This window comes from Novosphingobium soli, assembly GCF_042432915.1.
In the GTDB taxonomy this organism is placed as follows: Bacteria; Pseudomonadota; Alphaproteobacteria; order Sphingomonadales; family Sphingomonadaceae; genus Novosphingobium; species Novosphingobium soli.
In genome coordinates, this window is record NZ_JBHLWK010000018.1 from 60,094 (window position 1) to 80,428 (window position 20,335).

Sequence of the window (20,335 nt, forward strand, 5' to 3'; positions counted from 1 at the left end):
GATGTCGGACGTCCGGCTCCTCACCGTCCCGTTCGATCCGGCCGCGGAACTCGGCGCCTTCACCGCCGCACGCCCCGAGGCCGGGGGCATCGTCAGCTTCCTGGGCCAGGTGCGCCAAGGCGGCGGGGTCGAGGCTCTGGAACTGCGGCACTACGACCCGCTGACGCTGCCGGCGATGCGGGAGCTGGCGATGCGGGTGCGCGAGCGCTGGACCCTCGATGGCCTGCTGGTGATCCACCGCAGCGGACAAATGGCGCCGGGCGAGCCCATCGTCCTCGTCGCCGCCGCCGCGCGCCACCGCCGCGATGCCTTCGCCGCCGCGGACTTCGCGATGGACCACCTCAAGAGCGAATCGTGGTTTTGGAAGCGCGAGAAGGTGGCCGGTGCCTGGCGCTGGGTCGAGCCGCGAACGCAGGACTTCGCCGACCTCGCACGCTGGTAACGGCGCCCGCCCCCTCCTGGGGCAAAAACTCCCGCATTTGACGCGCGTCAAGGAATCGCCCGGCGCCGGGGTGCATATGCCGATCACCCAAGGAGATCAGCATCATGTCGCAGCGTCTAACCCTCAAGGAGCTTCAAGGCCTCGCCACCGTCACCGCCGCTCCGGCGCGCACGCGGGTGGACCGCAGCTTCGGCCTTCCCAATGGCCTCTACCTCGCCACGGTCGGGCTCTACCTCGGCTTCATTGGCGTGATGGCCACGGTGTTCATGAACCCGGAACTGGCCATTCCCGTGGTCATCTTCGCCGGCTTCGTGGTCATGGCTTTCGGCCTCGCGGGGTACTGGACGCGGATGCAACCCCACAACGATGCGGCCGCGCCGACCTGGGGCCAGTTCGCGGCGCGCGGCATCGACACTCTGAGCGGAAGGCTCACGGCCAACGAAGCGGCCGTCCAGGTTCTCATGCTACCCGTGCTGATCCTGTGCTGGGGCCTGGCGATCGCGGTCATCGTCGCCTTCACCTGACAAGCGCCGCCCCGGCCGGGGGGCTTTGGGGCGGATCTTGCCAACGTTCGGAGAGTCCCACCCTCCTGCCGGGGGGTGGGACTTTTCGCGCGTCCGGATCAGGTGCCGAGGCGACCGGAGAGACGATCGATCAGCGCATCCTGCGCCGCCACCAGCGCGGCGACTTCCGCGCGGGCCTGGCCGATGGCCGCTGCGCTGGGCGATTCGTCTGCCGGCGCCACATCGCGCGCGTCGGCGTAGAGCACGTCCAGCTCGGCTAGCGGCGCCATGGTCGAGGAGCGGCTCGATTCGAGCCGGGCCACGGCGACCGAGGCGGCGCTCCACGAATCGGTGCCCGAGCTGCCCGCCGAGGCGACCGCGCGCTCCGCCACGGCGCGGTTGGACTGGAACCGGCGATCCGCCGCGCGCGCGGCGTCGACCAGCCCCGCGAGGCGGGTGACGAGGTCGGCGCTGGCGGGCGGCAGCGGCGGCGGGGCAGGCGTCGCCTCGCCCGCGGCGGGGGTTCCGGAGCCGCTGACGCGCTCGACATCGCGCACGGCGAGCGAGGGATAGTCTCCGGCGGTGGAGCAGGCGGCTGCCGCGACCGGCAGCAGGAGGGCGAGCAAACGGGCTTTCGCGCGGGTCATGGCGCTGCCATAGCATGGCCGAAGGCGAGCGGGAGGGGCTTTCGCCCGCCAAGTCCTCGGTTGACACGACTCAGTCGATCCACTAACGGCACCCACTCTTTCCGGCACCTCGCGTGAAAGCGGGGCGGTCGGCGCGTCGCCCGCAAAGCTCGGCAGTTCGGTGGAACCTGGGGTTCCGTGGAACGAGAGCGGCCGGGGCAGGTTTGTTTCGGCTCGTTTCGGGCACTTTTGAGATTAGGTAAGGGCACCATGTTCGCAGTAGTGCGCACCGGCGGCAAGCAGTACCGGGTTGCTGCCGGAGACAAGATCGCGGTCGAGAAGCTGGCTGGCGAAGCCGGCGACAAGATCACCCTGGGCGACATCCTGCTCGCCGGCAAGGACGGCGAGATCGCCGACGTCGCGAACGTGACCGTCGCGGCCGAGATCATCGCCCAGGCCAAGAGCGAGAAGGTCGTGGTGTTCAAGAAGCGCCGCCGCCACAACTACCGTCGCAAGAACGGCCACCGCCAGCAGATGACCCTGCTGCGCATTGTGTCCGTCGGCTGACCTGAGAATTCGGAGTAACCAGAAATGGCACATAAGAAAGCAGGCGGTTCGTCGCGTAACGGTCGCGACTCCGCGGGTCGCCGCCTCGGCGTGAAGAAGTTCGGCGGTCAGGAAGTGATCGGCGGCAACATCATCATCCGCCAGCGCGGCACGAAAGTGTACCCCGGCGTGAACGTGGGCATGGGCAAGGACCACACCCTCTTCGCGCTCGCCGAAGGGCGTGTGCGCTTCCACGAAGGCAAGCTCGGCCGCAAGTACGTGTCGGTCGACGCCATGGCGGAAGCCGCCGAGTAATCGGATGGTCGATGACAGGGCCATCCTGACGGGATGGCCCCGCCGCGCTTCCTGAGCGCGGCACAACGAGGGAGAGGGCCCCGCCCGTCTCCCTCTTTTCGTTTCTCCCTCCCGCCTCGCGACGGGGCGGCGCGCACCGGGCTTCGGCTTCGACGCGCGCGCCGTGCCCCGCGTAATCGGAATGTCACGCCCGCCCGCTAGGGGCGCGGCGGGGGACGGAGAGACGACATGTTCATTCGCAGCGAAAGGCTGTTCCTGCGTCCCGCGTGGCCGGAGGACCGGGCCGAGCTTCTGGCGCTGATCGGCGACGCGGCGATCGTGCGCAACCTGGCCGATGCGCCCTGGCCCGACCGGGCCGAGGACGCCGATCGCTTCATCGCCGCGCCGCAGGACCGCCTCCTGCCGCAGTTCCTGGTGACCGCCCCGGACGGAGGCGGCGCGCGCGTGGTCGGGGGCTGCGGTCTCTCGAGGCGCGAGGGAGAGGTCAGCCTGGGCTACTGGACCGCCCGCGCCGAATGGGGCCGCGGCTACGCCACCGAAGCGGTGCGGGCGCTGCTCAGCCTCGCCCGCGCGCTCGGTCACGGCCGGATCCTCGCCAGCCACCCTGTCGACAATGCCGTAGCGGGGCGCGTGCTCGACAAGGTCGGCTTCCGGCGCACCGGGCGCGTGGTCGAGCGGTTCAGCACGGGTCGCGGCTATGCCGTCCCCTCCCGCGAGTACGAGCTGTGTCTCGATTCGGCGGCCGGCTGCGGCGGTGACGATGCCGCGCAGGATCTTCGCGCCGCTTGAACCTTGCCGAGTCGGCATGCGAGAGATGCTTAGGGAGTATCCCGGGGCGCCGCACTTATCCCCCGTTAATCCAACCGTGTCAGTTCTTTGCCAGTTGCTGAGCGCGAAGTGCAGCAAACTTCGTGCAAAGGCAGCCACTTGCGTGCATGATCGACACAGCGGAACAATAACGACGGAGAACCGTGGCATGTTCGTCCGCACGGAGAGGCTGTTTCTGAGACCGGCTTGGCCGGAGGATCTCGACGATCTGGTCGAGGCGCTGTCCGACGAGGACATCCAGCGCAACGTCGGCGTGGCGCCGCTGCCGCGCAACGTCGCGCAAGTTCGCGCCTATCTCGACCGGCCGCGGGATCCGCGACTGCCGCACTTCTTCATGTACTTGCGCGCGCCGGGCGGGCCGCAGCTCGTCGGCGGCATCGGTCTGGGCCGCTACGACGGCGAGGTGGAAGTGGGCTACTGGATCGCCGCAAGGCATCGCGGCCTCGGCTACGCGGGCGAGGCGCTGCGGGCTGTGGTCGGGCAGGCGCGGCTGCTGGGCTATCCGCGGCTGATCGCGAGCCACTTCGCGGACAGTCCTGCCACGCACCGGGTGCTGGAAGGCGCGGGCTTTCGCGACACCGGCGAACTGCGGCCGCGCTACAGTGTGACGCGCGCGCGCGAGTACGCGGCGCGGATCTACGTCGCCGACCTGGAGCGGCGCGCCAGCCCGCGCTTCGACACCGCCGTGGACGAGCCGAGCGCCGCTTAGCGGCGAACGGGTTCAGCTTTCGGCTGCGGAGCCGAGCCAGGCCGGGGCGAGATCGGGCGCGATGTCCTCCACCCGCAGGTGGTCCACGGCCAGCCCCAGCTCGGGATAGGCGATGCGGCGGCGCTTCTCGTCCGAGCGGTCGAGCGGCACCACCACGAGGCGGCGGTTGACCTTCTGCCGCCAGTTCATCCGGGCTGTGTTCTCCTGCCCGACGTAGCAGCCCTTGGTGAAGCTGACGCCGTTCAGCTCCACGGCGTTGCATTCCAGCCAGAGCGTCTCGCCGTCGCCCAGCTCGGCCCGTCCCTCGGCGACGCCGTGGGCCAGGCGATGGGCGCGCCAGGCGGCGTCGGCACCGGCTTCGTTCTCGGCGGCGTCGATCGGCGCGATCCACCGCTCTCCCAGCGCCGCGAGCCGCGGGTCGGGGGCGGCGCCGTCGCCGATGTGCGGGCGCCAGTGGACCGCGAGGTGGTCGTCACGAGCGATGTCGATCGCCTTGCGCAGGCGGTACATCGACAGGCGCTTCACCAGCGCGTCGGCGGCGTCGGCCTCGCAATCGACGAGCAGGCCATCGGCCGAGGGCCAGACGAGGAAGTCGAACAGCGCCTTGCCCTGCGGGCTCAGCAGCGCCGTCCACACCGGCAGCACGCCCGTGACGTCCGAGGTCACCAGACCCTGGAGGAAATCGGCGACGTTCTCCGCCGGCGCGCCTTCGGCGGGGCGGGGGGACAGCCGGATCACGGCACGGTCGAAGAGGCGGGTCGCAGTCATGGTCTCTAGGTGGGGCAACGCGCGAAGCGCCGCAAGGTGTCAGGGGCAGCGGGCCAGGCGCTCGCGGACTTCCTCCAGCACCCAGACGGCGGCGGGCCCGGGCGGGCTGTCCTTGCGCCACAAGGCGACCAGCGCATAGTCGATCACCGGCCGCTCGGGCAGGTGCAGCTCGACCAGCGCGCCCGACTCCAGGTCGGCCCTGACCACGTGGCGCGGCATCGAGCCCCAGCCGATGCCCTCGCGCAGCAGTGCATGCTTGGCGCCCAGGTCCGCCAGCCGCCACGAGCGCGGGCTGAAGACCGAGAAGTCGCGTCCGTCGGTGAGCGGCGAGCGGTCGGTCAGCACCAGCTGGAGATGCTTGCGCGCCTCCCCGGGGGCGATCCTGCCGGCGCGGGCGAGCGGGTGGTCGGGCGCCGCCACCGGCGTCAGCTCGACCGCGCCGAGCGTCTCGCGCTCGACATCGGGAAGGTCCACGATGTCCGGCCCGGCGATGGCCAGCGTGGCGCGGCCCTCGAGCACCAGCGCCGCCACGGCGCCGAGCGCCTCGACGTGCAGGCGCAGCGGCACGGTGGGAAAGCGGGCCTGGAAATCGCGCAGCAGCCGGGCGAGCATGTGGCCGGGCAGCATCACGTCCACCGCGAGCGACAATTCCGCCTCCAGCCCCTGGCGCAGGCTGCGCACCTTGGCGAGCAGCGCGTCGACGTCGTCCGAGATGGCATGCGCCTCCGACAGCAGCGCGCGGCCCTCGTCGGTCAGCCGCGGGCGGCGCGACCCCTCGCGGTCGAACAGGCGGACGTCGAGCTGGCTTTCGAGCTGGGCGATGGCGTAGCTGACCACCGAGATCGCGCGGCCCAGCTTGCGCGCGGCGGCGTTGAAGCTGCCTTCCTCCACCACCGCCAGGAAGCAGCGCAAGTGGTCGAGGCTGGGTGGAACAAGATCAACCATTCAAGATTCCCGAACAGGACGGTCGATTTAATCGCAATTATGCGATTGCTTGGCAAGGCCTAGATGGGGAGCAACCGGTCCTTGCGGCCGAACCTCATCGAGTGAAAACACCATGATCGAACTCCGCCCCTTCGACAGCATCGGCGCTGCCAACCACGGCTGGCTGGATGCGCATCATCACTTCTCCTTCGGCAACTACCACGACCCGGCGCGCACCAACTGGGGCCGTCTGCGGGTGTGGAACGACGACACCATCGCGGCCAAGTCGGGCTTCCCGCCGCATCCGCACAACGACATGGAGATCATAACCTACGTCCGCAAAGGTGCGATCACGCATCGCGACAGCCTGGGCAACACCGGCCGCACCGAGGCGGGCGACGTGCAGGTGATGAGCGCCGGCACCGGCATCCAGCACGCCGAGTACAACCTCGAGGACGAGGAGACGACGCTGTTCCAGATCTGGATCCTGCCCGACCGCCGCGGTGAGCAGCCGGGCTGGGGTGCGCGCCCGTTCCCCCGGGGCGACCGTGCGGGCCGCTTCGTCCCGCTCGCCAGCGGCATGGCCGGCGACGAGGACGCGCTGCCGATCAACGCCGACGCCCGCGTGCTGGGCGCTACCCTCAAGGCGGGCGACACGGTGACCTACCCGACGCAGCCCGGCCGCCATGCCTACCTGGTCCCTGCCACCGGCCGCATCCGCGTGGGCGAGGTGGAGGCGAACGCCCGCGACGGCGTCGCCATCACCGGCCTCGACGCGATCTCGGTCACGGCGCTCGAGGATGCCGAACTGGTTCTCGTGGACGCTGCCTGACATACCCCCCGCGGGGGCGATTCGCGCCGGTCCGGCCGGATCGCCCCCGCATCTGCATCTTCCTCCCCATCCTCCCAACACCTGAGCAGAGAAGGATAATTTCGATGACCGGACGCATTGCCAATCCCAGGATCGAGAAGCTGATCGTCGAGCGCTGGTCGCCGCGCGCCTTCGACGGCACCGAGATCCCGCAGGAGGACCTCGACACCATCCTGGAGGCGGCCGGCTGGGCGCCTTCGGCCTACAACGTGCAGCCCTGGACCTTCCTCTACGCCCGCAAGGGCGACGCCAACTGGGACCTGTTCCTGGCACAGCTGGTGGAGTTCAACCAAGGCTGGGCGAAGGACGCCGGCGCCATCGTCTACATCGTCTCGGACAAGTACATGCGCTCCGAGCAGGGTAACAGCGACAACCACAGCCACAGCTTCGACGCCGGAGCGGCCTGGGCGCTCGCCGCCATCCAGGCGCAGGCGCTCGGCTACCACACCCACGGCATGACCGGCCTGAAGTTCGGCGAGGCCGAAGCCGCGCTCGGCATCCCGGCGGACCACCGCCTCGAAGCGGCGTTCACCATCGGCCGGCAGGGCGACAAGAGCGTGCTCCCCGACTTCCTGCAGGAGCGCGAAGTGCCCAGCCATCGCAAGCCGCTTGCGGAGATCGCCAAGGCCGGCAAGTTCGCCTGATCCCCGGCAGGGCGCCCGCCGGCACTCCCCCCGATCGCCAGCGGGCATCCCCGGCCCGGTCCTCTCCCACGAGAGGGCCGGGCCGATGGCTTTGGGGAAAGGTGCGCCACGAAATCGCCGTGATCGCGTGGCGTGATGGTGCGACGCCGCCATCCGCGAGGCTCCATGCCCGACCTGCCGCCCGCGCCGCCCGCCATTGAAGCCCCGGCGTTCGACCTTGCCCGGCTTCCCCGCGGCCCCGGCCTGGACCTGCGGGCGGTGAAGGCCCGCTGCCCCGAGGGCCGCGCCGGCGAAATCGTCGTCTGCGCCCCTGATGAGAGCCGGGAGCGGATGCAGCTGTCGCGCGAGGCCGAGCGCCCGGATCCGCGGCCGCCGCGCGCGGAGATGGACCTGGGCGGCGGCGCCCGGCTCGACGTTCATCTCGATTCGGCGGCGATGCCCAACGGGCAGAGCGCGCAGCGCATCATGGTGGCGATCAAGCTGCCGTTCTGAAAAGCCGGGCTATCGCCGGGTAAGGCAAGCCTGGGCTCGCCAAGGCGGTCCACCTAGGCCATAGCGCCGCCGTTCCCGGACGATTGCGGGCGACGGATAAAAAGCAGTGCAGGAACATCGGGAAAGCTGGCGCAGGCGCGCCACCGGCCACCTCGGCTGGATTCGTGCGGCGCTGGGCGGAAGCCTCGGCATCGCGTTTGCCGGCGTTGTCACGCGGCTGGCGCTGGGCACCGACGTCGGGCCCTGGCCGTTCCTGGTCGCGCCGCTGGGCGCCTCGGCGGTGCTGGTGTTCTGCGTGCCCGCGAGCCCGCTGGCGCAGCCCTGGCCGGTGATCGGCGGCAACCTGATCTCTTCCGTCGTCGGCCTCGCGGCAGGCTGGCTGCTGGGCGATCCCTGGCTCGCCGCCAGCCTTGCGGTGGGCGTCGCGATCGCGGCGATGTCGCTGGCCCGCTGCCTCCACCCGCCCGGCGGCGCCTGCGCGCTGCTCTGCGCTCTGGGCGCGACGGACGCGGCGCCGTGGGACTGGACCTGGCTCGCCCCGATCGCCGCCAACGTGCTGCTGCTCGGCGGCTTCGGGTGGATCTACAACAACCGCAGCGGCCATCCCTGGCCGCACCGCCCCCGACGCGTCGCGCATGCGCCGCAGCCGGCCTACACCCGCGAGGACATCGTGGCGGTGCTGGAGGACTGGGACGAGGTGCTCGACGTCGAGGTCGACGACCTCGACGCCTTCGTCCAGGCGCTGCTGCGGCGCGGCCAAGCCTGACGCCGCCTTGAAAGCCCCGGCCCAGGCGCCTAGGTCGGGCCTCGTCCCGTTTCCCTCCGCCAGAAAGGCCCCCGCGATGAGCGCAGACGCACCCGAACTCGTCCTCTCCGGCGGCACCGTCCACACTCCCGGGGGGGCGGTGCAGGCCGACGTGGCGGTGCGCGAAGGGCGCATCCTGGGGATCGGCTCCTACCCGGACGCGGCGCGGCGGATCGACTGCACCGGGCTGGACGTGCTGCCCGGCGTGATCGACAGCCAGGTCCACTTCCGCGAGCCCGGGCTGGAGCACAAGGAAGACCTGGAGACCGGCAGCCGCGCGGCAGTTATGGGCGGCATCACGGCGGTGTTCGAGATGCCGAACACCAGCCCCAACACCGACACCGCCGATCGCGTCCACGACAAGCTCGCCCGCGCGCACCACCGGATGCATTGCGACCACGCCTTCTACGTCGGGGCGACCGCCGACAACGCGGTGGAGCTGGCCGAGCTGGAGCGCATCCCCGGGACCGCCGGCGTCAAGATCTTCATGGGCGCCTCCACCGGCAGCCTGCTGGTGGCCGAGGACGAGCAGCTCGCCCGCGTGCTCGCCCATGGCCGCCGCCGCGTCGCCATCCACGCCGAGGACGAGGCGCGAATGAACGCGCGCAAGGACCTGCGCATCGAGGGCGATCCCTCCAGCCACCCGGTCTGGCGCGACGACGAGAGCGCGATGCTCGCCACCCGCCGCATCCTGCGCCTGGCGCGGGCGGCGCGCCGCCCGATCCACATCCTGCATGTCACCACGCCCGCCGAGCTCGAAGTGATCGCGCAGCACCGCGACATCGCCACCTGCGAGGTCACGCCCCAGCACCTGACGCTGGCGGCGGAGGAGGCCTATCCGGCGATCGGCACGTTCGCGCAGATGAACCCGCCGATCCGCTCCGCCGCGCACCGCGAGGGGCTGTGGCACTGGCTGCGCCAGGGCATGCCCGACGTGCTCGGCTCCGACCATGCGCCGCACACGCGCGAGGAGAAGGCCAAGACTTATCCCGCCAGCCCGTCCGGCATGCCCGGGGTGCAGACGCTGCTGCCGCTGATGCTGGACCATGTCGCCAAGGGCCGGCTGACGCTGGAGCGGCTGATCGACATGACCTCCAGCGGCGTCCAGCGCGTCTTCGGGCTTGTCGGTAAGGGCCGCATAGCGACGGGTTACGACGCCGACTTCACCGTGATCGACCGCAAGGGCCGCTTCACCGTGACCGAGGACTGGGTGGAGAGCCGCTGCGGATGGTCGCCCTTCACCGGCATGGAGCTGGAGGGCCGCGTCGTCGGCACCATCGTGCGCGGCCACGCGGCGATGTGGGAAGGCCAGCTCGCCAACCGCGCGGTCGGCGAGCCGCTGCGCTTCGCGGGCGCGCTCTAGGTCGGCGGCGGAGCGGCGCCCGCGCTCAGGCGGGCCGCCGCCGGGCGAGGATGTCCCAGCAGAACACCGCGATCGCACTCCAGATGAACAGGAAGCAGACGAGCTGCACCGGCCGCAGCGGCTCGCCGAACACGAAGATGCTCAGCAGGAACAGCCCCGTCGGGGTGAGGAACTGGATGAAGCCGAGCACCGAGAAGTCCAGCCGGCGCGCGGCGGTGGCGAAGAGCATCAGGGGAATCGCGGTGAGCGGCCCGGCGCAGGCGAGCAGCAGGTCCAGCCGCAGCGAGGTGCCCATCGCCAGCCCCTGGGGCGTCGCGGCCTGCCAGGCGAGCAGGCCCAGCCCGGGCACCAGCAGCACCAGCGTCTCCACCGTCAGCCCCGGCAGCGCCTCCACCGGCGCGAGCTTGCGGGTGAGGCCGTAGCCGGCGAAGCTGAGCGCCAGCACCAGGCTGAGCCACAGCGTCTCCAGTGCGCCCTGCGCGAGCAGCGCCACACCGATCGCGGCGAGCCCCACGGCCACCCACTGCCGCCGCGTCAACCGCTCGCGCAGGAAGATCGTTCCGGCCAGCACGTTGACCAGTGGATTGATGTAGTAGCCCAGGCTCGCCGCCAGGACGTGGCCCTCCATGACCGCGACCACGTAGATCAGCCAGTTCGCGCCGATCAGCAGCCCGCTCAGCGCCAGCGCGCCCAGGATCCGCGGCGTCGTCAGCGCCAGCCTCAGTGCCGGGCCTTGCCTCAGCACGAGCACCATGGCGAGGCAGAACGGCAGCGTGAACATCAGCCGCCAGACCACCACCTCGAACGGCGCCACCGCGCGCAGGAGCGCGAAGTAGAGCGGGAACAGGCTCCATATCCCGTAGGCGCCGAGCGCGGGAAGCAGGCCGGCATAGGGCGGCGCGGGGCGGGCAACGGTGTTGGACATCGACGACAGCACTCTTCCTGCGGGGAAGACCTCCCCGCGCTGCCCTTAGAAGCGGGGGCGGGGTGGGGCAACCGCTCGCCTCGACGCTGACGGTGCCTCGCTTCGTCGCATATTCGAATCCTGACGGGCGCGTTGCGGTCCGTTCAGGATAAGAGGTCTAAAGATGAATGCGTAGCGCGGATCGACTCGGATGGCCGGTTCGCCCCCATGAAGAGGAGAGTTGAGATGAACGCATTCTTCAAGGCCTCGGCCATCGCCGCCGCGACCGCCAGCCTCGTCACCGCCCTGCCGGCCGTCGCGGCCGTGCCGGCGCACACCACCAGCTTCACCGCTCCCGGCGAGCAGACCTACGGCCAGAACCGCTATCGCACCTCGCGCGAGGACTGGCGCCGGGGCTACGGCAACCGCGACCGCTATCGCTACGAGGACCGCGGCTACCGCGGCCGCAGCTGGCGCGGCAACGACGGCCGCTACTACTGCCAGCGCAGCAACGGCACCACCGGCCTGCTGATCGGCGGTGCGGCGGGTGCGCTGCTGGGCCGCGAGGTCGACGGCGGGCGCGATCGCACGGCGGGTACCCTTATCGGCGCCGCGGCCGGCGCGCTGCTCGGCCGCGAGGTCGACCGCGGCGGTTCGCGCTGCCGCTGAGCCCCGTCGACCACACCGCCTACCACACACACCGACTGACAGGTTTCCCCGGGCGAACGGCGACGCACGGGGAAGCCGTCCGGGCCTTGCGCCCGGGCGGGAGGGCGTCCGCATCCGTGCGGGCGCCCTCTTTTCGCGTGCCGGCAAGCGAAGCCGCGCCGCACTTCCCGAAATGGGACGGACGCGATTCGGCCCCGGGGCCAGGGGGGTACTTTCGCGTTGTCCTGCGGTACGACTCGGGCGCCGCTGCGGCGGCCCGACAAAGGAACGCGACGATGATGACTGCCGCCCGCCCGCTCGCCCCTCCACTCGCCCGCCCGCTCGCGGTCGCGCTTGCGGCCAGCCTGGCGCTTGCCGGATGCGGCTCGGGCGGGAAGCAGCCTGCCGGGGAGAGCGATCCGGCGCTGGACGGCGGGCTCGGCGATCCGGTTCTGGTCGATCCGCAGGGTGGCAGCGACCAGCGCGCGATCGCCGTTCCCCCGCAGGATCGCACGCCCGAGGCGGTCGCCGCCGCCAGGCGCCAGGCAGCCGAGAGCGCCGGCGGCACGCTGCAGCCCCCGCCCGCGGCGGCGCAGGGCGGTGCCGGCGCGCTGGCCGAAGCTGCTGCCAAGACAGCGCAGGTCGCTCCGGCGACCAGGGCCGCCGGCACCGACTGTGCCGCCAAGGTCCGGTACTCCGGCGAGTGGGTCGCGCGCATTCCCGCTGAGCTGCCGGTCTACCCCCGCGCCGCGGTGCAGGAGGCCGCCGGCATCGACGGGGACGGCTGCGCGCTGCGCGTGGTGAGCTTCGCCACCCCGGTGAGCGTGGACGACGTGATCGGGTTCTACTACGGCAAGGCCACCGCTGCCGGCTACACCGCCGAGCACAAGCTGGACGGCTCCGACCACGTGCTGGGTGGCCGCAGGCAGGCCCGCGCCTACGTGGTCTATGCGCGCAAGCTGGAGGGCGGGCTCACCGAAGTGGACCTCGTCGCCAGCGGAAAGTGACGCGCAGCGCGCCTCAGCGCAGGCCGACGCCGATCGCCGCGCGCGGCTGGTCCATCTCGCCCGAGGCGACCGGATAGGCGCAATAGTCCGCCGCGTAAGTGCCGCTGGGACGGTGGTTGCCGGAAAGCCCGACGCCGCCGACCGGCGCGGCATGGCTAGGGCCGGTCGTGGGGCGGTTCCAGTTGACGATGCCCGCGCGCACGTTGGCCCAGAAGCGATTGTACTCCTGCGGCGTGCCCCCCACCAGCGAGGCGGCGAGGCCGTAGCGGGTGGCGTTGGCCTCCGCGATGGCCTCGTCGAAGTCGGAGACGCGGATCACCTGCAGCACCGGGCCGAACAGCTCGACGTCGGGCCGCTGGCGGATCGCCGTCACGTCGATGATCCCGGGGCACAGGAAGGGCCGCGAATCGTCCCCGCGGACGAGATGCTTGATCGCGCGGCCGCCGTGGCTGAGCAGGTAGAGGAAGCTCTCGGTCAGCCCGTCCGCCACGGCGTTGTCGATCACCGGGCCCATGAACGGCGCGGGATCGTCGAAGGCGCCGCCGCAGATCAGGCGGTCGGCCAGTCCCTTCACCTCGGCCATCAGCGCATCGTACAGCGTGTCGCGCACGATCAGCCGCCGCGCCGCGGTGCAGCGCTGGCCGGCGCTGGCGAAGGCGGACTGGACCACGATCGCCGCGGCGTCGGTCAGCTTGGGCGTATCCCATGCCACCAGCGCGTTGTTGCCGCCCATCTCCAGGGCGCAGAGCTTGTCCGGCCGCGCCGCGAGCCGGCGGTTGATGGCGATGCCGTTGGCGGCGGAGCCGGTGAACAGCACCCCGTCCACGCACTCGTGCCCGACGAAGGCCGCGCCCTCCTGGGGGCCGCCGGGCGCGAACTGCAGCACCGCGGCGGAGACGCCGGCACGGTGGAAGCAGCGCGCCAGGAGCTCGCCCGAGCCGGGCGCGCGCTCGCTCGGCTTGAAGATCACCGCGTTGCCTGCGATCAGCGCGGGCACGATGTGGGCGCTGGCGAGATGCGCGGGGTAGTTGAAGGGGCTGAGCACCAGCAGCACGCCATGCGGCTTGTGGCGCACCGCCATGACGCCCTGCAGCGCCGAGTCGAGCCGGCGCTGGCTGGTCCGCTCGGCATAGGCGCGGATCGAGATCTCGACCTTGGCGACCACGCCGTCGACTTCGGCGCGCGCTTCCCACAGCGGCTTGCCGATCTCGCGCGCGATCATCGTCGCCAGCTTCTCCGCATCCTTGCGCAGTTCGTTGGCGAAGCGGCGCAGCAGCTCCATGCGCGTGGAGAGCGGCTGCGCGGCCCACGCCGGCCAGGCGCGGCGGGCGCGCAGGACGGTCTCTTCGATATCCGCCACGGGGCCGCGCCAGACCTGCGCGCCGGTCGCCGGATCGTGCGAGGCGATCTCGCGCCCGGGCGCTTGCCGCGCGATGGCGGCGGGCGCTCGGCTTGTGACTGCACCGACCATTGCGGCTGTTGATCCGTTGGCTGTGGATGCGCGATGGCGGTCCATCGCACAGCGATTCCTACCGGGGGGTGAACGCGCAGACCCCGGTTGGGGCTGCCGAGCCGTCGAAGGGCGGGGGATTCGGGCGGCGGCTGCGCGTTCCCGCTTCAGGAGCCCACGCCGGCCGGCTCGGGGGCGGGGCCCAGCCGCTCGCCCAGGGTGCGGATCGCCGCCACCTTGGCGTAAAGCTCGCTCCAGTCGTCGTGCTGGTCGATCGCCGCCCAGATCCGCTCCACCTCCTCGATGACGAGGCCGGGCGGGGCGGGTTCCTGCCAGAACGGGTCTTCGGTCGAGGCCGTCGCGCGGTAGCCGGAGAGGGCCTCGCCCAGCGCGCCCTCGGCGGCGCGCCCGCCGCGGTGGTCGAAGAAGAACCGGTCGGGGGAGGCGCCGCCGTCCACCATGGCGCGCTCGGCTGCCTGGATCAGCGCGGTGTCGGCCTCGATCCCGCGCGGCTCGACGCCGAGGCGCCAGGCGAAGCGGCGACCCATCGCCTGCTGGTAGAGCGGGCCGAAACGATCGAGCGCGGCGACCAGCGGCTGGGTCTCGGCAAGCGCGCGCAGGGTGGCGGCGAGCTGGCCGCAGTTCCACAGCAGCGCCTCGGGCTGGCGGCCGAAGGCGTAGAGGCCGGCATGGTCGAAGTAGGCGGCGGTGAAGCGCGGGTCCCAGCGCGGCAGCCAGCGCCACGGTCCGTAGTCGAAGCTCTCGCCCGAGATGTTCATGTTGTCGGTGTTGAGCACGCCGTGGACGAAGCCGGCCACCATCCAGGCGGCGGCAAGGTCGGCCAGGCGTTCGACGACCTGGTGCAGGAGGATCACCGCCGGCTCGTCGCGGCCGGGGGCGTCGGCAGGCGGGGCGTTGCCGGGATAGGTCTGGAGGCAATAGGCGACGAGCGCGGCCATGTGCTCGGTCTCCTCCAGCGCGGCGAGGCGCTGGAAGCTGCCGATGCGGATGTGCCCGTGGGAGAGGCGCACCAGCACCGCCGAGCGGGTGGGGGAGGGCTCGTCGCCGCGCCAGAGCGGCTCGCCGGTCTCGATCACCGAAAAGGTCTTGCTGGTGTTGACGCCCAGCGCCTCCAGCATCTCGGTCGCCAGGATCTCGCGCACCGCGCCCTTGAGCGTCAGGCGGCCGTCGCCGTCGCGGCTCCACGGGGTCTGGCCCGAGCCCTTGGTGCCGAGGTCCAGCAGCCGGCCGTCCGCATCGCGCATCTGCGCGAAGAGGAAGCCGCGCCCGTCGCCGAGGTCGGGGTTGTAGTGGCGGAACTGGTGGCCGTGGTAGCGCAGCGCCAGCGGGCGGGGCAGGTTGCCGGGCAGCGCCTCGAAGCGGCCGAAGTGGGCGATCCAGGCGGCGTCGTCGAGCTCGGCGAGGCCGACGGCGGCCGCCCAGCGGTCGTTGCGCCAGCGCAACTCGTGGCGGGGGAAGGCGGCGGCGGGCACCGGGTCCCCGATCCAGCCGGCGATGGCCTCGATGCGCGGGTCGGGGCGGTAGGGCGCGGCTTGCGGTTGGCTCTGCATCAGGCGATAGTGGGACGCGTCCCGCCCGCGATCAAGGCGGGCGTTGATGGAGGTTGCCGTCCCGGCATGAAGGTTTTCGAAGATCGCTTCTGGTCGAGCCGCGACGGTCTCAAGCTCCATTTCCGCGATTATCCCGCTCCGCCGGAGGTGGGCGCGCGCCTGCCGGTGCTGTGCCTGCACGGGCTGACGCGTAATGCGCGGGACTTCGACGTGCTCGCACCGCGGCTGGCGCGCGAGCGGCGGGTGATCTGCCCCGACCTGCGCGGCCGCGGCGACAGCGAGTATGCGCGCGATTCGGCCACCTACACGCCGGCGCAGTACGTCGAGGACGTGCTGGCCCTGATCGAGCAGGAGCAGCTCGGCCGCTTCGTCGCGATCGGCACCTCGCTGGGCGGGCTGATGGCGATCTCGCTCGCCTCGGCGATCCCGGGGCGCGTCGCGGGCGCCGTCATCAACGACGTGGGGCCGGCGCTCGAGCCTTCCGGGCTGTCGCGGATCAAGGAATACGTCGGGCAGGGCCGCACCTTCCCCACCTGGGTCCACGCCGCGCGCGGGCTGGAGCACCTGCAGGGGGAGGCCCATCCCGGCCAGCCGCTGGACTTCTGGATCGGCATGGCCAAGCGGCTGATGACGGTGGCGGGCAACGGGCGCATCGTGTTCGACTACGACATGAAGATCGCCGAGCCGTTCCTCGCCCTCGACGTCGATGCGCAGCCGGACCTCTGGCCCGCGTGGGAAGGGCTGGCGGGGGTCCCGCTGCTGGTGCTGCGCGGGGCGCTGTCGGACCTGCTCTCCGCCGCCACGCTGGAGAAGATGCAGCGGCGCAACCCCTCGGCCGAGGTGCTCACGCTGGAGAACGTGGGCCATGCGCCGACGCTGGACGAGCCCGAATCGCTCGCCGCCATCGAGCGGCTGCTGGCACGGGCCGGCTGACTCCACCTTGTACCTGCTGCACCTCCATTCGAGCTTCGCGGCGGGCGGCAAGGAGCTGCGCGCGGCGCGGCTGATGAACGCCTTCGGGCCGGGCGTGGCGCATAGCGTGGTCTCGGCCCAGCCCGGGGCGCACGGCGCCCGCGTGGCGCTCGACCCCGCGCTCGACGTGCGCTTTCCAGATGATTTCCCCAGCCTGCAGGGCCGCCCCACCCCGGCGCGGCTGCTGCTTATCGCGCGCGCCATGGAGGGCTTCGACCTCGTGCTCACCTACAATTGGGGCGCGATGGACGCGGTGATGGCGCATCGCGTGTTCGGCGGCGCGCTGCGGCTGCCGCCGCTGGTGCACCACGAGGACGGCTTCAACGAGGACGAGGCGGACGGGCTCAAGTGCTCGCGCAACCTCTTCCGCCGGGCCGCGCTCGGGCGGGCCTCCGCGCTGGTGGTGCCCTCGCGCCGGCTGGAAGCGATCGCGCGGGAGGCCTGGGCGCAGCCGCGCGGCCGCGTGCGCCTGATCGCCAACGGCATCCGCACCGCCGCCTACCTCGCCCCGCCGCCACCCGACGCCGTGCCGGGGCTGGCCAAGGCGTCCGGCGAGCGGTGGCTGGGCACCCTCGCCGGGCTGCGCGCGGTCAAGAACCTGCCGCGGCTGGTGCGCGCCTTCGCCGCCCTGCCGCCCGAATGGCGACTCGTCATCCTGGGCGAAGGGCCCGAGCGCGCGGCCATCGCGGCGCAGGCGCGCGCGAGCGAGGTGGCCGACCGGGTCCACCTGCCCGGCTTCGTGCCCGACCCCTCGCGCGCGGTCGGCCTGTTCGACGTCTTCGCCCTCTCCTCCGACAGCGAGCAGTTCCCGATCTCGGTGGTGGAGGCGATGGCGGCCGGTCTCGCGGTCGCCTCGCCCGCGGTGGGCGATGTCGCGGCGATGGTCTCGGCACGCAACCGCAGCCTCGTCACCCCGCCAGGGGACGAAGCGGCCTTCACCCGCGCGCTGCTGGCGCTGGCCCAGGATCCGCCCCTGCGCGAGGCGATCGGCCGCGCCAACCGCGAGGTGGCGCTGGCGCTCTACGACGAGGACGCGATGATTCGCGCCTACGCCGCGACCTACGCCGAGGCGACCGGCCGTCCCGCTTTTCCCTGATGATTCCCATTCAGGCGCGCTTCACCGCGGGACGGACACAGACATCCCCGTTGAAAAGCCCCGCCCATCCGCTAAACAGCGCCGCAACCGTCCCGATTTTCCGCAGAAAGCGCCCGATCTTGGCTCTGCCTCCCGATTCCAGATCCCCGAATGCCCAGCGTAACGCCGCCCAGCAGGACGTCTTCCTGCGCGAGGTGGACGAGGCGGTGCGCCAGGACCAGCTCGAAGGCTTCTTCGCGCGCTACGGCAAGCCGCTGCTCGCGGCCATCGTCATCGGCCTGCTGGCCTTCGGCGGCTGGATCTACTGGAACCATCGCCAGACCCAGGCGCGCGAGGAGCGGGCCGAGGCCTATGTCCAGGCGCTCGACGCGCTGCAGCAGGAAAACCTCGACGCCGCCAAGGCGAAGCTGGCGCCGGTCGCCGCCGCCGAGGGATCGGACGCGAACATCACCTCGGCGCGCCTGCTGCTGGCGGGCATCGCCCTGCGCCAGGACCGCAAGGCCGACGCGCTCAAGCTCTACCGCCAGGTGGCGGCGGACGAGGACGCGCCGCAGCCGCTGCGCGACCTCGCCACCGTGCGCGAGGTCGGCGCCGACTTCGACGCGATGAAGCCGCAGGACGTGGTGAGCCGCCTCAAGCCGCTGGCCGCCCCCGGCGCGCCGTGGTTCGGGCCGGCGGGCGAACTGGTGGGCATGGCCTACCTCAAGCAGAACAAGAACGACCAGGCGGGCCCGCTCTTCGCCGCCATCGCCAAGGACGAGAACGTCGAGGACGGCCTGCGCAGCCGCGCGCGCCAGCTGGCCGCGGTGCTCGGCGTGGATGCCGTGGACGACGTGGTGGACGACAAGGGCGAGGCTCTCGACAAGCCCGCCGCGCGCCTGGTCCAGAGTGCGGATGCCGGAGAATAACATGGCTCGTGAGGAAGTGCGCATGAACACGTCGGTCCCGGCTGCAGGCGCGCCGCGCGCCCGCAAGGTCGTGCCTCTGATCGCGCTGGCGCTGCTCGCCGGCCTGTCCGGCTGCAAGCTGTTCGGCGGCGGCAAGGGCCCCGCCAAGACGCCCACTGTGGGCGAGCGGGTGCCGATCCTCTCGCGGATCGAGAGCGGCGCCAAGACCGACCCGACGCTCGGCGCGGTCTCGGTGATCCTGCCGCCCGCGGAAGTGAACGCCACCTGGGCGCAGGGCGGCAACACCCCCAACAAGTCCTATGGCCACCTCGCGCTGGGCGACAACCTGGCGAAGGTCTGGACGGTGCAGGTCGCCGGGTCGACCAACCGCCAGCGCCTCGCCGCCGCGCCGGTGATCGGCGACGGCAAGCTCTTCGTCATGGACACCGAAGGCGTGGTCCATGCCTTCGACGCGCAGAGCGGTGCCAAGCTGTGGAACCGCAGCTTTTCGGTCGAAGGCAACAACGCCAAGTCGGTCTTCGGCGGCGGCGTCAGCTTCGATGCGGACCGGGTCTACGTCACCACCGGCCTGGGCGAAGTGGCGGCGCTGAACGCAGCCGACGGAACGCCGATCTGGACCAAGAAGCCCGCCGGCCCGCTGCGCGGTTCGCCGACGATCGGGTTCAACCAGGTCTTCGTGATGACGCAGGACAACCAGATCGCCGTCCTCAACGCCGCGGACGGCGCCACGATCTGGCAGGAATCGGCCTCGCTCACCCAGTCGGGCGTGTTCGGCGTCGCCAGCCCGGCGCTCGGCCAGGGCACCGTGATCGCCGGCTACTCGTCGGGCGAGCTGGTCGCCTACCGCTACGAGAACGGCCGCCAGGTCTGGTCGGACGCGCTCTCGCGCACCTCGATCTCGACCGAGGTGGGCAGCCTCACCGACGTCGACGCCGACCCGATCATCGACCGCGGCCGCGTCTACGCGCTCGGGCAGGGCGGGCGCATGGCCGCCTACGAGCTGGTCACCGGCCAGCGCATCTGGGAGCTCAACCTCGCCGGCATCTCCACCCCGGCGGTGGCGGGCGACTGGGTCTTCACGCTCGACGACCGGGCCGAGATCCTTGCCATCGCGCGCACCACCGGCAAGGTCCGCTGGCTGACCGAGCTGCAGCGCTACGGCAATGCCAAGAAGCGCAAGAACCCGATCTTCTGGGTCGGCCCGGTGCTGGCGGGCAACCGGCTGTGGGTCGCCAACTCGCGCGGGCTGGTCGCCACGATCGACCCGGGCACCGGCGCGATGACGCCGTTCACCGAGTTGAGCGATCCGGTGTCGCTGGCCCCGGTGGTGGCGAACCAGACGCTCTACATCCTCGATGACTCCGGGCGGATCACCGCCTGGCGCTGAGCGCGGGCGGGGCTATTCTGCTTCGACAAGCTCGGCATGAGCGGGTGCGGGAGGTCCGGTCTGTCTTAGCACCTATGAGGCCGCCCCATCCTCCCCGTCGCGTAGCGAGGGGGAGGGGGACCGCCCGCGCAGCGGGTGGTGGAGGGGGCCTGCCAGACTCCCGCTCTTGACAGAACAAACCATTTAGGTTATAAGCCCCGACATCCCGAGCGGCGGTGTACACGTCGGCCCGGGTGTTTCGGGTCGGCGTCGCGGGCCGGGTACGGCGTACAAGTCGTGATCACGCCGCAGCGTCCGACCGGAGCGGTTCATCGGGCAGGGCGGCTTGCGGCCCTCCCCACCCCAGGTTTCCCGCAACCTTCGTCCCTTCTTCGCAAGGTCGGCCGCGGGAGGCCGGATACGGCGCCAGTTTGCGAGCCCGCACCGCCGATCCGAACCGCTTCGACCAGGGCCGAGCCGGGCTGCGCCGACTGCTACCCGGCCGTTCGCACGAGACGGTCTCCCCCGTGCCCCTGCACGGGCGCCCCGACGCCGGCCCGATGTCATTCTTCGGCTG

23 protein-coding genes are annotated in these 20,335 nt (G+C 71.6%); 17 read left to right on the forward strand and 6 right to left on the reverse strand.

Annotated features, from left to right (window positions below):
- Window position 1: 1 nt before the first annotated feature.
- Together ACFFJC_RS15000 and ACFFJC_RS15005 are read left to right on the forward strand one after the other, a co-directional pair.
- Entirely contained in the window at window positions 2-442 is a 441-nt protein-coding gene (locus ACFFJC_RS15000; protein WP_379488293.1) for a molybdenum cofactor biosynthesis protein MoaE, read from the forward strand.
- Window positions 443-546: 104 nt separating this feature from the next.
- Entirely contained in the window at window positions 547-966 is a 420-nt protein-coding gene (locus ACFFJC_RS15005) for a hypothetical protein (RefSeq protein WP_379488294.1), read from the forward strand.
- 98 nt (window positions 967-1,064) lie between these two features.
- On the opposite strand, the gene ACFFJC_RS15010 is transcribed toward ACFFJC_RS15005, so the two are convergent.
- Window positions 1,065-1,592, reverse strand: a complete 528-nt coding sequence (locus tag ACFFJC_RS15010; RefSeq protein ID WP_379488295.1) for a hypothetical protein — start codon at window positions 1,590-1,592, stop codon at window positions 1,065-1,067.
- 249 nt (window positions 1,593-1,841) lie between these two features.
- Between ACFFJC_RS15010 and rplU the strand changes: the two genes are divergently transcribed.
- The 4 genes from rplU (at window position 1,842) to ACFFJC_RS15030 (ending at window position 3,969) form a co-directional block, all read left to right on the forward strand.
- Complete coding sequence (gene rplU / locus ACFFJC_RS15015) at window positions 1,842-2,138, forward strand: 50S ribosomal protein L21 (RefSeq protein WP_103728059.1); 297 nt, start codon at window positions 1,842-1,844, stop codon at window positions 2,136-2,138.
- Between the two features lie 24 nt (window positions 2,139-2,162).
- The gene (rpmA, locus tag ACFFJC_RS15020; RefSeq protein WP_379488296.1) at window positions 2,163-2,432 is read left to right on the forward strand and encodes a 50S ribosomal protein L27; all 270 of its coding nucleotides are present in this window, start codon (window positions 2,163-2,165) and stop codon (window positions 2,430-2,432) included.
- A 228-nt stretch (window positions 2,433-2,660) separates the two neighbouring features.
- A complete protein-coding gene (locus ACFFJC_RS15025) occupies window positions 2,661-3,221 on the forward strand; it encodes a GNAT family N-acetyltransferase (RefSeq protein ID WP_379488297.1) in 561 nt (186 codons plus the stop codon).
- A 187-nt stretch (window positions 3,222-3,408) separates the two neighbouring features.
- Window positions 3,409-3,969: a GNAT family N-acetyltransferase gene (locus ACFFJC_RS15030; protein WP_379488298.1), complete on the forward strand. Its 561-nt coding sequence runs from the start codon at window positions 3,409-3,411 to the stop codon at window positions 3,967-3,969.
- A 12-nt stretch (window positions 3,970-3,981) separates the two neighbouring features.
- On the opposite strand, the gene ygfZ is transcribed toward ACFFJC_RS15030, so the two are convergent.
- Window positions 3,982-4,737 carry a CAF17-like 4Fe-4S cluster assembly/insertion protein YgfZ gene (gene ygfZ / locus ACFFJC_RS15035; protein ID WP_379488299.1) on the reverse strand — a complete coding sequence of 252 codons (756 nt, stop codon included), beginning with the start codon at window positions 4,735-4,737 and terminating at the stop codon, window positions 3,982-3,984.
- A gap of 39 nt (window positions 4,738-4,776) precedes the next feature.
- On the reverse strand, window positions 4,777-5,682 hold the full coding sequence (locus ACFFJC_RS15040) for a LysR family transcriptional regulator (protein WP_379488300.1): 906 nt from the start codon (window positions 5,680-5,682) through the stop codon (window positions 4,777-4,779).
- Window positions 5,683-5,794: 112 nt separating this feature from the next.
- Here ACFFJC_RS15040 and ACFFJC_RS15045 point away from each other — a divergent pair, with 112 nt between their 5' ends.
- The 5 genes from ACFFJC_RS15045 to ACFFJC_RS15065 all read left to right on the forward strand — a co-directional run bounded on the left by ACFFJC_RS15045 (window position 5,795) and on the right by ACFFJC_RS15065 (window position 9,836).
- Window positions 5,795-6,493 carry a pirin family protein gene (locus ACFFJC_RS15045; protein ID WP_379488301.1) on the forward strand — a complete coding sequence of 233 codons (699 nt, stop codon included), beginning with the start codon at window positions 5,795-5,797 and terminating at the stop codon, window positions 6,491-6,493.
- A gap of 104 nt (window positions 6,494-6,597) precedes the next feature.
- Window positions 6,598-7,176, forward strand: coding sequence for a nitroreductase family protein (locus tag ACFFJC_RS15050; protein WP_379488302.1), 579 nt, complete (start codon window positions 6,598-6,600; stop codon window positions 7,174-7,176).
- A gap of 165 nt (window positions 7,177-7,341) precedes the next feature.
- Window positions 7,342-7,668 carry a hypothetical protein gene (locus ACFFJC_RS15055; RefSeq protein ID WP_379488303.1) on the forward strand — a complete coding sequence of 109 codons (327 nt, stop codon included), beginning with the start codon at window positions 7,342-7,344 and terminating at the stop codon, window positions 7,666-7,668.
- Window positions 7,669-7,774: 106 nt separating this feature from the next.
- Window positions 7,775-8,434 (forward strand): HPP family protein, encoded by a 660-nt coding sequence (locus tag ACFFJC_RS15060; RefSeq protein WP_379488304.1) that lies wholly within the window; start codon window positions 7,775-7,777, stop codon window positions 8,432-8,434.
- 76 nt (window positions 8,435-8,510) lie between these two features.
- Entirely contained in the window at window positions 8,511-9,836 is a 1,326-nt protein-coding gene (locus ACFFJC_RS15065; RefSeq protein ID WP_379488305.1) for a dihydroorotase, read from the forward strand.
- 25 nt (window positions 9,837-9,861) lie between these two features.
- Here the strand turns inward: ACFFJC_RS15065 and rarD are convergent, their stop codons facing one another.
- Entirely contained in the window at window positions 9,862-10,761 is a 900-nt protein-coding gene (gene rarD / locus ACFFJC_RS15070) for an EamA family transporter RarD (RefSeq protein WP_379488306.1), read from the reverse strand.
- 225 nt (window positions 10,762-10,986) lie between these two features.
- Between rarD and ACFFJC_RS15075 the strand changes: the two genes are divergently transcribed.
- Window positions 10,987-11,409 (forward strand): glycine zipper 2TM domain-containing protein, encoded by a 423-nt coding sequence (locus ACFFJC_RS15075; protein ID WP_379488307.1) that lies wholly within the window; start codon window positions 10,987-10,989, stop codon window positions 11,407-11,409.
- A gap of 275 nt (window positions 11,410-11,684) precedes the next feature.
- Complete coding sequence (locus tag ACFFJC_RS15080; protein WP_379488308.1) at window positions 11,685-12,395, forward strand: hypothetical protein; 711 nt, start codon at window positions 11,685-11,687, stop codon at window positions 12,393-12,395.
- 13 nt (window positions 12,396-12,408) lie between these two features.
- Here ACFFJC_RS15080 and ACFFJC_RS15085 read toward each other — a convergent pair whose 3' ends face one another.
- Together ACFFJC_RS15085 and ACFFJC_RS15090 are read right to left on the reverse strand one after the other, a co-directional pair.
- The gene (locus ACFFJC_RS15085) at window positions 12,409-13,866 is read right to left on the reverse strand and encodes a succinylglutamate-semialdehyde dehydrogenase (RefSeq protein ID WP_379488309.1); all 1,458 of its coding nucleotides are present in this window, start codon (window positions 13,864-13,866) and stop codon (window positions 12,409-12,411) included.
- A gap of 146 nt (window positions 13,867-14,012) precedes the next feature.
- Window positions 14,013-15,416, reverse strand: a complete 1,404-nt coding sequence (locus ACFFJC_RS15090; protein ID WP_379488310.1) for a protein adenylyltransferase SelO — start codon at window positions 15,414-15,416, stop codon at window positions 14,013-14,015.
- Between the two features lie 66 nt (window positions 15,417-15,482).
- Between ACFFJC_RS15090 and ACFFJC_RS15095 the strand changes: the two genes are divergently transcribed.
- From ACFFJC_RS15095 to ACFFJC_RS15110, 4 genes are all read left to right on the forward strand, one after another.
- The gene (locus tag ACFFJC_RS15095; protein WP_379488311.1) at window positions 15,483-16,349 is read left to right on the forward strand and encodes an alpha/beta fold hydrolase; all 867 of its coding nucleotides are present in this window, start codon (window positions 15,483-15,485) and stop codon (window positions 16,347-16,349) included.
- A 7-nt stretch (window positions 16,350-16,356) separates the two neighbouring features.
- Window positions 16,357-17,484 (forward strand): glycosyltransferase family 4 protein, encoded by a 1,128-nt coding sequence (locus ACFFJC_RS15100; protein WP_379488312.1) that lies wholly within the window; start codon window positions 16,357-16,359, stop codon window positions 17,482-17,484.
- 119 nt (window positions 17,485-17,603) lie between these two features.
- A complete protein-coding gene (locus ACFFJC_RS15105; protein WP_379488313.1) occupies window positions 17,604-18,392 on the forward strand; it encodes a tetratricopeptide repeat protein in 789 nt (262 codons plus the stop codon).
- 22 nt (window positions 18,393-18,414) lie between these two features.
- Window positions 18,415-19,779 (forward strand): outer membrane protein assembly factor BamB family protein, encoded by a 1,365-nt coding sequence (locus ACFFJC_RS15110; RefSeq protein ID WP_379488314.1) that lies wholly within the window; start codon window positions 18,415-18,417, stop codon window positions 19,777-19,779.
- Window positions 19,780-20,335: the final 556 nt, after the last annotated feature.

Coding starts and splice junctions, on each gene's coding strand:
- ACFFJC_RS15000 (WP_379488293.1), top strand. CDS start 2: ATGTCGGACGTCCGGCTCCTCACCGTCCCGTTCGATCCGGCCGCGGAA.
- ACFFJC_RS15005 (WP_379488294.1), top strand. CDS start 547: ATGTCGCAGCGTCTAACCCTCAAGGAGCTTCAAGGCCTCGCCACCGTC.
- ACFFJC_RS15010 (WP_379488295.1), bottom strand. CDS start 1,592: ATGACCCGCGCGAAAGCCCGTTTGCTCGCCCTCCTGCTGCCGGTCGCG.
- rplU (WP_103728059.1), top strand. CDS start 1,842: ATGTTCGCAGTAGTGCGCACCGGCGGCAAGCAGTACCGGGTTGCTGCC.
- rpmA (WP_379488296.1), top strand. CDS start 2,163: ATGGCACATAAGAAAGCAGGCGGTTCGTCGCGTAACGGTCGCGACTCC.
- ACFFJC_RS15025 (WP_379488297.1), top strand. CDS start 2,661: ATGTTCATTCGCAGCGAAAGGCTGTTCCTGCGTCCCGCGTGGCCGGAG.
- ACFFJC_RS15030 (WP_379488298.1), top strand. CDS start 3,409: ATGTTCGTCCGCACGGAGAGGCTGTTTCTGAGACCGGCTTGGCCGGAG.
- ygfZ (WP_379488299.1), bottom strand. CDS start 4,737: ATGACTGCGACCCGCCTCTTCGACCGTGCCGTGATCCGGCTGTCCCCC.
- ACFFJC_RS15040 (WP_379488300.1), bottom strand. CDS start 5,682: ATGGTTGATCTTGTTCCACCCAGCCTCGACCACTTGCGCTGCTTCCTG.
- ACFFJC_RS15045 (WP_379488301.1), top strand. CDS start 5,795: ATGATCGAACTCCGCCCCTTCGACAGCATCGGCGCTGCCAACCACGGC.
- ACFFJC_RS15050 (WP_379488302.1), top strand. CDS start 6,598: ATGACCGGACGCATTGCCAATCCCAGGATCGAGAAGCTGATCGTCGAG.
- ACFFJC_RS15055 (WP_379488303.1), top strand. CDS start 7,342: ATGCCCGACCTGCCGCCCGCGCCGCCCGCCATTGAAGCCCCGGCGTTC.
- ACFFJC_RS15065 (WP_379488305.1), top strand. CDS start 8,511: ATGAGCGCAGACGCACCCGAACTCGTCCTCTCCGGCGGCACCGTCCAC.
- rarD (WP_379488306.1), bottom strand. CDS start 10,761: ATGTCCAACACCGTTGCCCGCCCCGCGCCGCCCTATGCCGGCCTGCTT.
- ACFFJC_RS15075 (WP_379488307.1), top strand. CDS start 10,987: ATGAACGCATTCTTCAAGGCCTCGGCCATCGCCGCCGCGACCGCCAGC.
- ACFFJC_RS15080 (WP_379488308.1), top strand. CDS start 11,685: ATGATGACTGCCGCCCGCCCGCTCGCCCCTCCACTCGCCCGCCCGCTC.
- ACFFJC_RS15085 (WP_379488309.1), bottom strand. CDS start 13,866: ATGGTCGGTGCAGTCACAAGCCGAGCGCCCGCCGCCATCGCGCGGCAA.
- ACFFJC_RS15090 (WP_379488310.1), bottom strand. CDS start 15,416: ATGCAGAGCCAACCGCAAGCCGCGCCCTACCGCCCCGACCCGCGCATC.
- ACFFJC_RS15095 (WP_379488311.1), top strand. CDS start 15,483: ATGAAGGTTTTCGAAGATCGCTTCTGGTCGAGCCGCGACGGTCTCAAG.
- ACFFJC_RS15110 (WP_379488314.1), top strand. CDS start 18,415: ATGAACACGTCGGTCCCGGCTGCAGGCGCGCCGCGCGCCCGCAAGGTC.